The 13,214-nt window shown below is 71.1% G+C and carries 16 protein-coding genes; 10 read left to right on the forward strand and 6 right to left on the reverse strand.

All coding sequences use genetic code 11. The annotated features are described in order from the left end of the window. The first annotated feature begins 52 nt into the window (after positions 1-52). On the forward strand, positions 53-247 hold the full coding sequence (locus ACSG06_RS04425) for a cold-shock protein (protein WP_440989057.1): 195 nt from the start codon (positions 53-55) through the stop codon (positions 245-247). 134 nt (positions 248-381) lie between these two features. Beyond that, the gene (locus tag ACSG06_RS04430) at positions 382-786 is read left to right on the forward strand and encodes a DUF5778 family protein (protein WP_440989058.1); all 405 of its coding nucleotides are present in this window, start codon (positions 382-384) and stop codon (positions 784-786) included. 11 nt (positions 787-797) lie between these two features. Here ACSG06_RS04430 and ACSG06_RS04435 read toward each other — a convergent pair whose 3' ends face one another. Then, positions 798-1,391 (reverse strand): GNAT family N-acetyltransferase, encoded by a 594-nt coding sequence (locus ACSG06_RS04435; protein WP_440989059.1) that lies wholly within the window; start codon positions 1,389-1,391, stop codon positions 798-800. Between the two features lie 124 nt (positions 1,392-1,515). Between ACSG06_RS04435 and ahbB the strand changes: the two genes are divergently transcribed. From ahbB to hemA, 3 genes are all read left to right on the forward strand, one after another. Next, complete coding sequence (ahbB, locus tag ACSG06_RS04440) at positions 1,516-2,661, forward strand: siroheme decarboxylase subunit beta (protein WP_440989060.1); 1,146 nt, start codon at positions 1,516-1,518, stop codon at positions 2,659-2,661. Between the two features lie 118 nt (positions 2,662-2,779). Then, positions 2,780-3,430 (forward strand): precorrin-2 dehydrogenase/sirohydrochlorin ferrochelatase family protein, encoded by a 651-nt coding sequence (locus tag ACSG06_RS04445; protein WP_440989061.1) that lies wholly within the window; start codon positions 2,780-2,782, stop codon positions 3,428-3,430. Next, a complete protein-coding gene (gene hemA, locus ACSG06_RS04450; RefSeq protein WP_440989062.1) occupies positions 3,427-4,749 on the forward strand; it encodes a glutamyl-tRNA reductase in 1,323 nt (440 codons plus the stop codon). The genes ACSG06_RS04445 and hemA overlap by 4 nt, the downstream gene beginning before the upstream one ends. A gap of 15 nt (positions 4,750-4,764) precedes the next feature. Here the strand turns inward: hemA and ACSG06_RS04455 are convergent, their stop codons facing one another. Beyond that, positions 4,765-5,583, reverse strand: a complete 819-nt coding sequence (locus tag ACSG06_RS04455; protein WP_440989063.1) for a hypothetical protein — start codon at positions 5,581-5,583, stop codon at positions 4,765-4,767. A 141-nt stretch (positions 5,584-5,724) separates the two neighbouring features. Between ACSG06_RS04455 and ACSG06_RS04460 the strand changes: the two genes are divergently transcribed. After that, positions 5,725-6,000 (forward strand): 4a-hydroxytetrahydrobiopterin dehydratase, encoded by a 276-nt coding sequence (locus ACSG06_RS04460; protein ID WP_440989064.1) that lies wholly within the window; start codon positions 5,725-5,727, stop codon positions 5,998-6,000. Between the two features lie 2 nt (positions 6,001-6,002). Further along, on the forward strand, positions 6,003-6,380 hold the full coding sequence (lwrS, locus tag ACSG06_RS04465) for an LWR-salt protein (protein ID WP_440989065.1): 378 nt from the start codon (positions 6,003-6,005) through the stop codon (positions 6,378-6,380). Between the two features lie 18 nt (positions 6,381-6,398). On the opposite strand, the gene ACSG06_RS04470 is transcribed toward lwrS, so the two are convergent. Next, positions 6,399-7,016 (reverse strand): universal stress protein, encoded by a 618-nt coding sequence (locus tag ACSG06_RS04470; protein ID WP_440989066.1) that lies wholly within the window; start codon positions 7,014-7,016, stop codon positions 6,399-6,401. Between the two features lie 159 nt (positions 7,017-7,175). Between ACSG06_RS04470 and ACSG06_RS04475 the strand changes: the two genes are divergently transcribed. Next, positions 7,176-7,850, forward strand: coding sequence for an HAD family hydrolase (locus ACSG06_RS04475; RefSeq protein ID WP_440989067.1), 675 nt, complete (start codon positions 7,176-7,178; stop codon positions 7,848-7,850). 15 nt (positions 7,851-7,865) lie between these two features. Here ACSG06_RS04475 and ACSG06_RS04480 read toward each other — a convergent pair whose 3' ends face one another. The 3 genes from ACSG06_RS04480 to ACSG06_RS04490 form a co-directional block, all read right to left on the reverse strand. After that, entirely contained in the window at positions 7,866-8,198 is a 333-nt protein-coding gene (locus ACSG06_RS04480; protein WP_440989068.1) for a DUF8000 family membrane protein, read from the reverse strand. Between the two features lie 176 nt (positions 8,199-8,374). Next, a complete protein-coding gene (locus tag ACSG06_RS04485) occupies positions 8,375-10,291 on the reverse strand; it encodes a molybdopterin biosynthesis protein (protein WP_440989069.1) in 1,917 nt (638 codons plus the stop codon). Beyond that, complete coding sequence (locus ACSG06_RS04490; RefSeq protein WP_440989070.1) at positions 10,279-11,508, reverse strand: molybdopterin molybdotransferase MoeA; 1,230 nt, start codon at positions 11,506-11,508, stop codon at positions 10,279-10,281. Before ACSG06_RS04490 ends, ACSG06_RS04485 begins: the two co-directional genes overlap by 13 nt. Before the next feature lie 105 nt (positions 11,509-11,613). On the opposite strand from ACSG06_RS04490, the gene ACSG06_RS04495 reads away from it, so the two are divergent. After that, the gene (locus ACSG06_RS04495) at positions 11,614-12,396 is read left to right on the forward strand and encodes a GIDE domain-containing protein (protein ID WP_440989071.1); all 783 of its coding nucleotides are present in this window, start codon (positions 11,614-11,616) and stop codon (positions 12,394-12,396) included. A 39-nt stretch (positions 12,397-12,435) separates the two neighbouring features. Beyond that, positions 12,436-13,191: a hypothetical protein gene (locus ACSG06_RS04500; RefSeq protein WP_440989072.1), complete on the forward strand. Its 756-nt coding sequence runs from the start codon at positions 12,436-12,438 to the stop codon at positions 13,189-13,191. Positions 13,192-13,214: the final 23 nt, after the last annotated feature.

Raw genomic sequence — 13,214 nt, forward strand, 5'->3', positions numbered from 1 at the left:
CGCGAGCACGCCACACACCTTTTTATCCGATGCCGTCGTGATTCCATGTGGAATGGCAACAGGTACTGTCGATTTCTTCAAGGAATCGGGCGGTTACGGCTTCATCGCGACGGAGGACCACGACGAGGACGTGTTCTTCCACATGGAGGACGTCGGCGGCGAAGATCTGGAGGAGGGCCAGGAGGTCGAGTTCGACATCGTCGACACCGACGACGGGCCGCGGGCGCAGAACCTCACGCGACTGTAGTCGTACCCCCACAGGCGAGCGGCTTCCGGGCGGGCGGCGTGCCGTCTTTCCCGTGTCACAACCCCATTTTTCGCACGACCAGTGGCACGACCGTACCGTGAGCGATTTGAGTGACCAGGGCCTCCGGTCGAGCAATGACCGACGCCATCGACGACGACCTCGTGACGCGGACGAAGGCACTGCTCGAACCCGGCGACATCGACCTCAACGGCGTCATCGTCCACACGGAGTACTCGGGCCAGGAGGACCTTGAGATGATGCAGGCGACGCTCGACGCGGGCGACGTCATCGCCGAGCACGCGGGCCACGACCCGAAAGACGTCTACGTCAACTCCGGCAACGACGACCCCGACTTCTCCTCCAACCAGCATCAGGGACTCACCATCGACGGCGAGGAGTTCGTCTGGGAGTGCCAGCAGCTCCTCCGGCAGGGGAGCTTCGACGTGGTGATCTACTACGAGGCGTCGGCCGACCACGAGGGCATCGTCGCCGGCATCGAGGAGCTCGGCTACGACGTCACCGGCGTCCGCGGCGACTGACCGGCGGGTCGCTACAGCTCCTTCCTGAATATCGTGTTCGCCGCGGAGCCCCCGAGCCGGTCGCGTGCGTCGACACGGACCGCCGGACGGTACTCGTCGAACCCGACGTAGAGGAACCGGATGCCGTCCTCGCTGCGCTCGTCCACGACGTCGACGCGGTCCGCGTACCCGGTCGGCAGCTCGTCCTCGGCGACCTGCACCAGAACCAGCGACGGCTCGTAGCCGCAGGCCCGGTAGAACCCCTCGACGTCGTCGGCCGAGGCGACGCTGACCACGGTGGCGTGCTCCCGTGCACCGTCCTCGAACGCTGTCAGCAACTCACGGCCGATGCCGTTGCCCTCGTACCCGTTCCTGACGCCGATGGCGGCGAGGACGGCGGTGTCGTCGTCGACCTCCGGTCCGTCGGCGTAGCCCGACGCCGCACCCAGCAGCACGCCCTCGCTGCCGTCCTGGTCGTCGGCCGTCTCGGCGAGCACGAACAGTTCCGGAAACTGCTCGAACCGCTCGCGGAACACCGCGGGGGACACGTCGTGGCCGACGAACTCGCGCTCGAAGGTGCGCATCGCGGCGAGGTCCGCGACGGTCGCGGTCCGGATTGTCGCCATCGTCCGATGTCTCTCGGGAGCCCGGCAAGTGCGTTGTGGTGGTTCGTGACCTGGTCCGAGCTCGTCCCTGCAGCGGAACACGGAGAGCGCGCCGTTTTTACCCGCGCGAACCCCAGACGGGGGTATGGGACGGGCCGTGGAGTACGAGCTGGACAGAACCGACCGCGCCGTCGTCAACGCCTTCCAGGGGGGGTTCCCGGTGGTCCGCCGACCGTTCGACCCGGCGGCGGCCGCGCTCCGGGACCGCGGCGTGCAGGTGAGCGCCGACGAGCTGGTCGAGCGCGTCCGGACGCTCGACGACGAGGGCGTCCTGAGCCGCTTCGGGCCGCTCGTCAACGCACAGGAGATCGGCGGCACCGCGACGCTGGTCGCGATGCACGCCCCCGAGGACCGGTTCGACGAGGTCGCGGAGCAGGTCAACGCCCACCGCGAGGTCGCGCACAACTACGAGCGCGAGCACCCCCACCTCAACATGTGGTTCGTGCTCTCGGTGGCCGACGGCGAGGACGAGACCGCAGACGACCGCGTCGAGTCCGTCCTCGCGGAGATCGAGGCCGAGACGGGACAGGAGACGTACAACCTGCCGAAACAGCAGGAGTTCCGCGTCGAGGCGAAGTTCTACCTCGACGGCCCCATCGCGGACGGCGACCTGGACCTCACCGGGCTGGGCCCGAGCGTCGAACCCTCCGGTCGCAAGACGCTGACGCCCCGCGAGCGCGACCTCGTCCTGGAGATACAGGACGGGTTCCCGGTGACTGCGACGCCGTACCGGGACGTCGCGGAGACGCTCGGCGAGGATGTCGACTGGGTGGTCGAGACGGTCCGCCGGTTCGAGCGCGAGGGGAAGATCCGCCGCGTCGGCGTCATCCCGAACCACTACGCGCTCGGCTACACCGAGAACGGGATGACCGTCTGGAACGTGCCCGACGACGTCGTCGACGAGGTCGGCCCCGCCGTCGCCGGCCTCGACTTCGTCACGCACTGCTACGAGCGCCCGCGTCACGACGGCGTCTGGCCGTACAACTTCTTCGCGATGACCCACGGCCGTAGCGAGGCGGAGAGCCAGGAGCGCATCGAGCAGGTGCGCGAGAAGATGGCCGAATACTGGGACGTTGACGAGGAACCCTCGTCAGCCCGCCGGACGGAGTCCGGCGACGTTGACGACGGCGACTGGGACTCGCTGTTCTCCTCGCGCATCCTGAAGAAGACCGGCATCCGGCTCGCGGAGCGCGCCGACGCGAACACGGACGCCGAAGTCGAGGCCCGGTGACCGCGGTCGCGGCGCCCCACGCCGTGCATTCCCACCCGGTGGGACCCCCCGGTGAGCTTTTGTCCGTCGCTTCCCTCGCTCCGGTAGAGCTGATGCCACCACACCGGAGGCGATGTCGATGATTCCGTTGCTCCACGACTTCACCGGTACCACCGTCCTCGTCGTCGGCGGCGGCCGCGTCGGCGCGCGGAAGGCCCGGCGGTTCGCCCGCGAGGCCCGCGTCGTCGTCGTCAGCCCGGCGTTCGCCGACGATTCGGAGTTCGGGGACGTGGAGATGGTCCGTGCGGCGCTCGCCCCGGACGACGTCGACGACTGGCTGGACCGGGTCGACCCGGCGCTGGTCGTCGCGGCGACGGACGACGGCGAGCTGAACGCGGCCATCGAGTCCGCCGCGACGGCGCGGAACGTGCTCGTGAACCGGACCGACACGCACGGCGGGCGCGACCCCGGCAGCGTGGTGGTACCCGCGACGGTCCGGGACGACCCCGTCGTGGTGGCCATCTCGACCGGCGGGGCGTCGCCGGCCCTGTCGAAGCACCTCCGCGAGACCCTCGAGGAGGACATCGAGGGCGCGGGTGCGATGGCGGAGCTGACCGGCCTCGTCCGCGAGGAGCTGCAGGCCAGCGAGGTCCCGCCAGAGAGGCGGCGCACCGTGGTACGGGACGTGGTTCGGTCGCCCGACGTTTGGACAGTTTTACGTACAGGTAACCCCAACCTCCGCCAGATAGCGCGCGAGGTCGTCGCCGACCGCGCACTCGACGAACCATGATAGGTGCCTCTGGCGTCATCTCCGGCGTTCGCGTCTCGCACTCCGTCGCCAGTGTCGACGACATCGCGGCGGCCAGCGGGGCCACCCAGCGCGAGGTCGTCGCCGACCTGACCGCACGCGAGGGCGTCCACGAGGCGTTCTGTCTGCACACCTGCAACCGGGCAGAGGCGTACGTCGTCGCGGACGACCCGGCGACCGGCCGGGCGGCGCTCGAATCCTACGCCGAGCCCGTGGAGAACGACGACGCGGTCGTCCGGATGGACCACGAGGAGAGCCTGCGGCACCTGCTTCGCGTCGCCGCCGGCCTCGAGTCCATCGTCCTCGGCGAGGACCAGATACTCGGCCAGATCCGCTCGGCCTACGAGGACGCCCGCGGCGCCGACGGCCTCGGGCCGATGCTCGACGACGCCGTGCTGAAGGCCATCCACGTCGGCGAGCGCGTCCGCGACGAGACCGACATCAACGAGGGCGTCGTCTCGCTGGGCTCGGCCGCCGCGAACCTCGTCGCCGCCGAGCGCGACCTCCCCGAGTCGACGGCACTGGTCGTCGGTGCGGGCGAGATGGCGACGCTCGCGGCACGGGCGCTCGCCGACAGGGGCGTCGCGGAGCTCGTCGTCGCGAACCGCACGCTCCCGCACGCCGAGCACCTCGTCGGCGAGGTCGAGGTCGACGCCAGGGCGGTCACGCTGGCGGCCCTCGACAGCGCGACGCGCGATGCCGACGTGGTCGTCACCGCGACAGGCAGCGACGACCCCGTCATCGCCCGTACAGATCTGGACGACGGACGCGAACGGACGGTCTTCGACCTCGCACAGCCACGCGACGTCGAGACGGCGGCCCGCGAGCTGGACGCCGTCGACGTGTACGACCTCGACGACCTCGAGGACGTCACCGCGGAGACGCGTGAGAAGCGCCGCGAGGCGGCCGGCGAGGTCGAGACGATGGTCGAGACGGAGTTCGACCTCCTGCTCGACCAGTACAAGCGAAAGCGCGCGGACGAGGTTATCGCGGCGATGTACGAGTCTGCAGAGCGCGTGAAGGCCCGCGAGGTCGAGACCGCCCTCGCGAAGCTCGACCTCGACGACGAGGAGCGGGAGGTCGTCGAGTCGATGGCGGACTCGCTCGTCGGGCAGCTGCTCGCCCCGCCGACGAAGAGCCTGCGTGACGCCGCCGCCGAGGACGACTGGGCGACCATCAACACGGCGCTCCAGCTGTTCGACCCCGAGTTCGGCGGCTCCCCGCCGGCGTTCGTCGGGGCGATGACGGCGGGCGACGAGGACGTCGACCTCCCGGCGAGCGTCGTCACGGACGACGACTGAGGGTTCTGGCCGTTCTCAGCGGAGGTACTCGTCCACGTAGCGCGTCGTGGCACGGAGCGTCGCGTCGCTCAGCTGCCAGGTGTGCGTCCAGTGCCGGGGCTCGAGCTCGCGCCCGTCGTGGGTCGCGAACGACGCGTGGTCGTAACAGCCCGAGCCGTGCCAGCGCGTCTCCCCGCCGAGGAGGGTGTCGTCGGCGTAGGAGGTCGCCAGCGGCGTCACGACGACGGTCTCGAGGTCGCGCCGTACGACCGCACCGAGATCGTGTTCGCACCGGCTGCCGTTGACCGCCGCCGCGATATCGGGCCGGACGACGGTGTGGAGCCACTCGTGGACGGCCATGTTCTCGGAGACGGCGCGGTCGTCCCAGAGCTCGGTCGCGCCGAGGTTCGCGAACGCGACGGCGCCACCGCTGGCCACGTCACGGTTCGCGGCGCCGTAGCCGAGGGCCTGGTCGAACGGGAGCCGCGGGAGGTAGAGGTGGCAGGCACCGTCGTCGTACGCGTCGCGGTCGCGGAGCCAGCGCTCGACGCTGTCGAAGAGGGCGGGTTGGTCGGTCGTCGAGACGCCGTCCGGGGGGACCGGGTCACCCTCGGTGATGCTCGTCTCGACCGTCACGCCGAGGGAACGCTCTGCACGGGCGGCGACCTGTTCGACGCCGACGCGGACCGCGTCGCGGACGGACCGCGTGGTCTCGTTCCAGCCGAACCGCGTGTCTGGGTGGACGGCGACGGCGAGCCGTGGCGTCGGCTGTTGCGCCGGGCGACCCGACGAGAACCCACAGAGGGCGGTGGTGCCGACGGCCGCGAGGAGCCGTCGTCTGGAGGGCGGATGCACGTCGGAACCGTCGACGGTTCGGGGCGTAATCTTTGGGGTGGCGTCGACTGGCGACCGGGTGGAGACCAGCTGGTGACCGCCCCACTCCGTCGTGGTGCCGGGCCCCCAACGATTATCCCGGCGCCCGCCCTTGGCTCGGGTATGGCAGACGTGCTGTCCGACGAGGAGGTCGACGAGCAGCTTCCCGAGGGCTGGGAACGGGACGGCGACGAGATCGTCCGGGTCTTCGAGTTCGACGACTACATGAAAGGCGTCAACTTCGCACAGTTGACGGGCGAGATCGCCGAGGCACAGAACCACCACCCGGAGATGACCATCCGGTACAAGGAGCTGGAGATCAGGTTCACCACGCACGACGCCGGCGGCATCACCGGGAACGACATCGAGATGGCGGAGATCCTGAACGCGGAGCACTAGCGGTGCAGGCGGCGTACGTCGTCCGGGTGCGCTTCCGGCTCGCCCCGACCGAGGGGCGGGTGGCGGTCGACCCGGCGACGTTCGAGACGACCGTCTTCTGGTCGGCTCCCGAGCCCGGCAGCGACGGCTGGCTCTTCTTCCGCGACCACTGCTGGCATGGCGAGTTCAACGCCCCGGCCCACGCCCGGGAGCTGCTCTCCGAGGCGCTCGGCGTGCCGGTCGAGGACGCCTCCTTCCGCGAGCTGCGGACCGACGAGGCGTACCGCGAGGCGCTGCAGGCCGCGGTCGGCGCGAACCTCGACCTGTTCAACGCTGACTCGACGAGCGAGGCGCTCTCGAAGTACCTCGGGAGCTCCATCCACGTCGTCGACGAGCTGTGAGCGACCGTCGACGGCGTGTCAGTCCCGCAGGCGGGCGATGCGTGCCGAGCCCGACGCGGCGTCGATGTGGACCTGCACCCTGCGGTCGCCGGCCGTCGCGGGCACGATCCACGAGCCGGTGGTCCGGTACGGCTCCTCGGTGACCGTCGGGTCGTCGTAGCCGTGGGCGCTCAGCTCCTCCAGCGCGAGCTCGGTGGCCTCGTCGGCGTCGTGGATGGTCGGCTCGTCGGTCATCCGGATGGTGACCACCGGCACGTCCGCGGTCCGGACGACGCGCTCGGTGACGCTTCCGATGATGGCCCGGTCGACGCCGGTGCGACCGTGGGTCCCCATGACGATCATATCGGCGTCGGCTTCCTCGGCGTAGGCGAGGATGGCCTCGTGGGGGACGCCCTGCCGGACGGCGGTCGTCACGTCGACGCCGTCCTCCCGGGCGGCGTTCCCGACCGTCTCGACGGTCCGTTCGGCCTCCTCGGTCGCCCGCTCCGCAGCGGTCTCGTCGCGGTAGGGGTCCTCGGTGACCACGGAGAGGACGTGCAGCGTCGCGTCGTACTGTCTGGCGAGGTCGATGGCGTGGCGTCGCGCCCTGTTCGTCGCGTCACTCCCGTCGGTGGGGAACAGCACCGTGTCGTACATACGTGACCGTTCATCGTCATGGGCCTTAAACGCGGGCGACGATTCCCGACAGGCAGTATCGTGGCATGTCTGGGCCCTGTGGGGCGGTTCTGGCCCCGAGTCACACGGTTCCACACCCCCGGAAGACACTTACCGGGAAGCGACCTAGTTCAGTACCCGATGCCGCCCGAGTACGACTACTGGCTGCTGGACCTCGACGGCACCCTCGTCGACGTGGACTGGTCGTACACCCGCGAGGTGTTCGACCGCGTCGGCGACCGTCTCGGCCGCCGGTTCACCGACCAGGAGGCCCACACCCTCTGGCACGGGCTCACGGGCAGCCGCGACAAACAGCTCCGCGCGTGGGGGATCGACCCCGCGGAGTTCTGGCCCGCCTTCCACGCCGTCGAGGACCCGCAGGTCCGCGCCGAGAACACGTTCCTCCACGCAGACGCCGAGTTCGTCGGCGACCTCGACTGCCCCGTCGGGCTCGTCACGCACTGCCAGCAATTCCTCGCCGACCCCGTCATCGACGAGGTCGGCATCCGCGACTGGTTCGACGCCATCGTCTGCTGCACCGACGACACCGGCTGGAAGCCCGACCCGACGCCGGTCTTCCACGCGCTGCGGGACATGGGGCTGACCACCCCGCCCGTCGCCACCGACGGCGGCGCCCCGACCGAGGGACGCGGTGTCCTCGCCGGCGACGGCAGCGGCGACGTGGGCGCGGCCTGGAACGCCGGGCTCGACGCCATCCACGTCGAACGCCACGGCCACGACTTCCGCGGGCACTGCGTGATGGGCGACCACCGCGTCGAGACCTTTGCTGATCTGTGGGCCGACGACCGGTACTGAGTCGCCACCCGAGAATCAGTCCTCTTCGTCCTCCTCATCGCCGTCGGGCAGCCGATGGACCGTCCGCAGCCACCGGTCCTTGGCCGCCTGCCCGGGGAAGGCGTACCGGTCGTACGTGATGTCCCAGGGCGTCCCCATCACCGGGCCGACGGCCTTTCCGGTCAGACTCCGCCAGCTTCCGACCGCGACGAGGACCGCGACCCCCGAGAGGAGCGCCGCGACCGCGACACCTCGGGTACCGCCGACGGAGACCCCGACGAGCACGACGGCCATCGCGAGCCCGGCCACGGTGACCCCGAACAGCGCCAGTCGGGCGTGTCTGCCGGTGATCTCGACGGAGTCGGACATCGTCCTGTCGGCGGTTCGTACCGGGTACAAATAATGTTTCCCACCGGGAGATGACCGGCCGATGTATGGTTGCAGGTCGACGCCCCAAATCGATTCACGAGCGTTGATTGCGGTATCTCGATGCGACACGACTGTTCCAGTGTCGGGTTCGCGGGACGAGGCGCAGGGGCGACGACCTACAGCGAGTAGCCCGCCAGCCCGTCCGCGAGCCCAGACTCCGGAGCCAGCGCCGCGACGAGCGTCTGCACGCCCGGCTTCCCCACACGCTCGGGGTTCCCGAGCAGCCGGACGCGCTCGTGTCCACAGGAGACGAGGGCCATGTCCAGTTTCTCCGCGGTCGCACGCAGCCCGAGTGCCACGCCCGCGTCGCCCGACCGGACCACCCGGGCAGGGCTCTCGTGGGCCCGCCGCCCGGCGTCGAAGCCGTCGATGGCCTCGACGACGTCGTGGCGCTCGACGCCGCGGTCCTCGGCCAGGTCCGCGAGCGCGTTCGCGAGCGTGGTCCGGAGTCCGGACGCAGTGGTCCGGTTGACGAACCGGAGCTCGCGGTCCACGAGGTCGGCCAGCCCAGACACCTCGTCGGGGTTGCCGTGCGGGACGACCAGCCCCCACTCGCGGGTCCAGTCCGCCAGCAGTTCGGGTTCGTCGCTCTCGCCCTCGCGGTCCAGGTCGACGGGACCGGCGGCGACTGCCACGTCCGGCACGTCGGCGCGGAGCCGCCGGAGGCCGGGACGCGTGCCGACGCCGAGGTAGCGCGCCGACGAGACGCGGTCGAGGGCGAGCGACAGCAGGGGGTCGTCCTCGCCGACGCCGAAGACGGCCGGCGGGCGCACGTCCGGCGAGAACAGCTGGACGGTGACGGTCTCGCCCGACTCGAGGTAGGTCACGTCGGCGGGCAGCTCGACGACGCCGTCTGCCTCCGCGAGGCTGGTCGTCGCGCCGGAGCCCTTGTCCACGGGGTAGACCAGCGTGCGGCCGTCGCCAGACTCGACCAGCCCGACGGAGACGAACCGGTGGCGCCCCTCGGCGTGGCGCTCGCGCTCGACGAGCTCGCCGGTCGTCGTCGCCATCGTGGACTCGGGGAGGCCGGCTGCCCGGCGGATGGCGGGGGCGACGAACGTGCGGAAGATGGTGAGCGCGGAGACCGGGTAGCCGGGGAGGCCGACGTACGCGCTGTCCGCGAGCTCCCCGACGAGCATCGGCTTGCCCGGTTTGACGGCGACGCCGTGGACGAGGAGTTCGCCGCGCTCCTCGACGACGCGGTACACCACGTCGACGGCGCTCGCGCTGGTGCTGCCCGAGGAGAGCACCAGGTCGCACTCGTCGGCGGCCTGCGAGAGGACCCATTCCATCTCGTCGTAGTCGTCGCCGGTGTGCGGGTAGAGTTCGGGGATTCCGCCGGCGTCGGCGACCCCGGCGGCGACGCTGTAGCTGTTCACGTCGTAGATCTGCCCACGCTCGTCGTGGAGCTCCTCGCCAGGTCTGACGAGTTCCTCCCCAGTCGAGACGATACCCACCGTCGGTTTGCCCCGTACCGGCACCGCGTCGACGCCGAGCGCCGACAGCAGGCCGATCTCGCGAGGGGTGATCCGGGTCCCGGGGCCGAGCGCGCGTTCGCCCGCCGCGACGTCGGTACCGGCGAAGGCGACGTTCCCGCCGGGGGTGACGCTGGTCCTGACGGCGACGTGCTCGCCCCCGTCGCCGTTCTCCACGCGGTCCGTCTCCTCGACCATCACCATCGCGTCCGCGCCGTCGGGCATCACCGCGCCGGTCGATATCTCGACGCACTCGCCGACGCCGACGGTCACGTCGGGTTCGGTGCCGGCGTCCACCCGGCCCACGAGGTCGAGCGTCGCTGGCTCGGTCTCGCTCGCGCCGAAGGTGTCCTTCGCCCGGAGCGCGTAGCCGTCGAGCTTCGCGCGGTCGAAGCCGGGTACGTCGCGCGCGGCGTCGATGCGCTCGGCGAGCACCCGACCGCGTGCCTCGGCCAGCGGCACGGTCTCGGAGTCGGGTTCGAGGTCGAGCCCGGCGATGGCCTCGTGGGCCGCCTCGGGGGATGCCAGCTCGCGGAACTCCTTCCTCACGGCGACCACCCCCAGCGCTGGACGGCGACGAGGTCGCCCTCCGGCAGGCCCTCGATGCCCTCGCGTATCTCGACCCAGCCGTCAGCGAGGCCCACCGAGGAGTGCGACAGCGGCCCGTCGCTCCGGATGGGGACCGCGACGCGCTGGCCGCCCTCGGCGTCGAACCGCACCCGGACGTACGTCCTGACGCCCGGCTCCGAGGGGACCTTCCGGGCGAGCATCGCGGGGCCGGTCGGCGGCTCCTCGTGCTCGCGCCCCTCGGCCCACGTCACGGCGGGCCGGAGGAACTGCACCGCACCGACGACACACGCTGCGGGGCCGCCCGGGAGGACCACGACCGGCGTCTCTTCGACCGTCCCGAGCCCGAGCGACTCGCCGGGCGTCGCCGCGATGCCGTGCACGAACAGCGAGCCAGCGCTCGCGAGCGCGTCGGGCACGCGGTCGGACTCACCGAGGCCCGAGCCGCCCGTCGTCGCGACGACGTCGGCCCCGGCGGCCGCCTCCTGGAGCGCCTCGCCGATGGAGGCGACCTCGTCGCCGACCGGGTCCTGACGCCGGGCGACGCCGCCCCAGCGTTCGACGAGCCGGGCGACGGTCAGCGAGTCGGTCTCGACGCTCTCGCCGGGGCCGGGCTCGTCGTCGACGAGGTCGTCACCGACCGGGACGACCGCGACCCGCGGCCGCTCCCTGACGGTGACCGTCTCCACGCCCGCGGCGCGCAGCAGTCCGAGGTCCGGCGGGCGGAGCTGCCGGCCGGGGTCGTACATCGACTGCTCGGCGGCCACGTCCGAGCCGACCGACGCGACGCCATCGCAGACGGCGACCGGGTCGAACACCTCGACGGTGTCGTCGACGCGTGTCGCCCCGCCGACCGGGACGACGGCGTCCGCGCCCGACGGGAGCGGCTCGCCGGCGTCCACGCGGTGTGCGCCCCGCGTGCCACCGCCGTCGCCGATGTCGCCGTCGGCGGCAAGCAGCGCGGGTGACCGGTCGCTCGCGCCGAACGTCGTGCTCGCCGCCACCGCGAACCCGTCGACGGCCGCACGCGACTCCCCCGGTACCGCCCGACGAGCGGCCACGCTCTCGGCCAGCGTCCGCCCGTCCGCGTCGGCGACCGCGACCGTCTCCGTCCTGTCGACCGGCGACACCGCCTCGCGGAGGCGCTCCCTCGCGTCGTCGATGCGAGTCCGCTCGCGGAACCCGGACTCGCGCCTGCGTTCGTCCATGTTCGGAGAGACCGCGGGCGGAGGCAAAAACGTGCGGGACTGTCGCACGGGACGACGGCCGGAGACATATCGATTATTATACGCTACGGTTCGAACCGCCGGACGATGACGTTCACGCCCTTCCACCAGCTGTTCGCCCTCGCCGGGCTCCTCGCGCTCGGCTACGGCACGGTCGTCGGCGCGAAGGCCTACCGCATCGGTCGCGACGACCCCATCCCGACGTACCGGCTCCGTCACGGCGGCACGTGCGAGGTCGAGGGTGTCGCGGCGGTCCACGAGGAGACCGTCTCGGCACCGTTCACCGGCACCGACTGCCTCGTCTGCCGCTGGACCGTCGAGGAGTACCAGCAGTCCGGCAAGCACAGCCACTGGAAGACCGTCGACTCGGGGGTCTGGTTGCGGCCGTTCGTCCTCGCGGACGACACCGGTCGGGTGCTCGTCGACCCGGACGGTGCCGAGTTCTCGCTCGGGGAGGACGACACCATCCGGGTCGACGGCGGGGACGCACCGCCCCACCGCGTCCAGCAGTTCATCGACGCGAACGACCGCGTCGACGACGAGGACCGCGAGCTCGACCTCGGCGTCGTCACGTTCTCGACGGGCAACGACCGTCGCTACGTCGAGGAACGCCTCGACCCGGGTGACGGTGCGTACGTGTTCAGCCACGCCCGGGCGAACCGCCGACCCGGCAGCGGCGTCGAGGGCGTCGTGGCCGGGCCGCCGGCCGACGGGACGGGCTCCTGGCTGGAGCGGCTCGTCGGCCCGGGCTTCCTCGTCTCCGATACGACCGAGGCTGGCGTCGTGGGGCGGCTCCGCTGGAAGGCGGTCGTCCCGACGCTGCTGGGTGTCGGTCTGGTCGCGCTCGGGCTCACGCCGCTGCTCCAGTGAGCCGATGTCTTTTTGTTCGGAGCGGCACGCAACGAATACATGCTCGATGTTGTCGGGTGGTTCACATCTCTGCCCCGGTGGCAGGCCGTCGCGGTCACCGCGGCCGCGGTCGGTGTCCTCGTCGGCCTGTTCATGCTCCGGTCGCTGCCACGTGTCGCGACGTGGTGGCCGCAGTCCGTCAGATCGGTGGCGGTCGGCGAGCGCGTCACCGTCACCGGCACGGTCGAGCCGGCCGACGGGACGACGACCTCTCCCATCACCAACGACCGCTGTCTCGTCTACCGGAACGACGTACGTTCCCGGCGGAACAACCCGTACGACGAGCTGGACGACCGGAAGACCCGCGAGGACTTCGAGGACCGGTACCGGCACTCGGTCGCGTTCGACCTCGACGACGACACCGGCCACATCCGTGTCGACCCCGACGGGATGGGGCTGTACGGCGAGCCCATCGACACGGGCGACGGTGACCTCGCCGCGGCGAAGCAGTTCGCGAGCAACCGGCAGGGGAGCTTCCTACAAAACCCGGATATGAAACACGAGGACGTCTCGTTCAGGCTCACCGCACGCCAGCTCGAACCCGGCGACACCGCGACGGTGACGGGCATCGTGGCGGAGCGCGACAGCGAGCCCGTCCTCGTCGCCAACGACGGGCTGGTCGGCTTCACCGGCTCGGTGGTGACCGGCACACGGGCCGGCTACCTGACGTACCTGTTCCGGCGAGCAGTCATCTGGTGTCTCGGAGCCGCCGCGGCCGTGTTCCTCGTCGAGATCCTCCTCTCGGCAACGGGCTGAGCCACCTCCCGGCCCGGGCGTGC

Origin of the sequence: Haloarchaeobius baliensis, from assembly GCF_052060055.1 — an archaeon.
In the GTDB taxonomy this organism is placed as follows: Archaea; Halobacteriota; Halobacteria; order Halobacteriales; family Natrialbaceae; genus Haloarchaeobius; species Haloarchaeobius baliensis.

Bases quoted from the DNA above. Each gene is read 5' to 3' on its own strand.
- ACSG06_RS04480 (WP_440989068.1), bottom strand. From the start codon at position 8,198: ATGTCCGACTCCGTCGAGATCACCGGCAGACACGCCCGACTGGCGCTG.
- ACSG06_RS04495 (WP_440989071.1), top strand. From the start codon at position 11,614: ATGACGTTCACGCCCTTCCACCAGCTGTTCGCCCTCGCCGGGCTCCTC.
- ACSG06_RS04430 (WP_440989058.1), top strand. From the start codon at position 382: ATGACCGACGCCATCGACGACGACCTCGTGACGCGGACGAAGGCACTG.
- ACSG06_RS04435 (WP_440989059.1), bottom strand. From the start codon at position 1,391: ATGGCGACAATCCGGACCGCGACCGTCGCGGACCTCGCCGCGATGCGC.
- ACSG06_RS04500 (WP_440989072.1), top strand. From the start codon at position 12,436: ATGCTCGATGTTGTCGGGTGGTTCACATCTCTGCCCCGGTGGCAGGCC.
- ACSG06_RS04490 (WP_440989070.1), bottom strand. From the start codon at position 11,508: ATGGACGAACGCAGGCGCGAGTCCGGGTTCCGCGAGCGGACTCGCATC.
- ACSG06_RS04470 (WP_440989066.1), bottom strand. From the start codon at position 7,016: ATGTACGACACGGTGCTGTTCCCCACCGACGGGAGTGACGCGACGAAC.
- ACSG06_RS04425 (WP_440989057.1), top strand. From the start codon at position 53: ATGGCAACAGGTACTGTCGATTTCTTCAAGGAATCGGGCGGTTACGGC.
- ahbB (WP_440989060.1), top strand. From the start codon at position 1,516: ATGGGACGGGCCGTGGAGTACGAGCTGGACAGAACCGACCGCGCCGTC.
- ACSG06_RS04460 (WP_440989064.1), top strand. From the start codon at position 5,725: ATGGCAGACGTGCTGTCCGACGAGGAGGTCGACGAGCAGCTTCCCGAG.
- hemA (WP_440989062.1), top strand. From the start codon at position 3,427: ATGATAGGTGCCTCTGGCGTCATCTCCGGCGTTCGCGTCTCGCACTCC.
- ACSG06_RS04475 (WP_440989067.1), top strand. From the start codon at position 7,176: ATGCCGCCCGAGTACGACTACTGGCTGCTGGACCTCGACGGCACCCTC.
- ACSG06_RS04445 (WP_440989061.1), top strand. From the start codon at position 2,780: ATGATTCCGTTGCTCCACGACTTCACCGGTACCACCGTCCTCGTCGTC.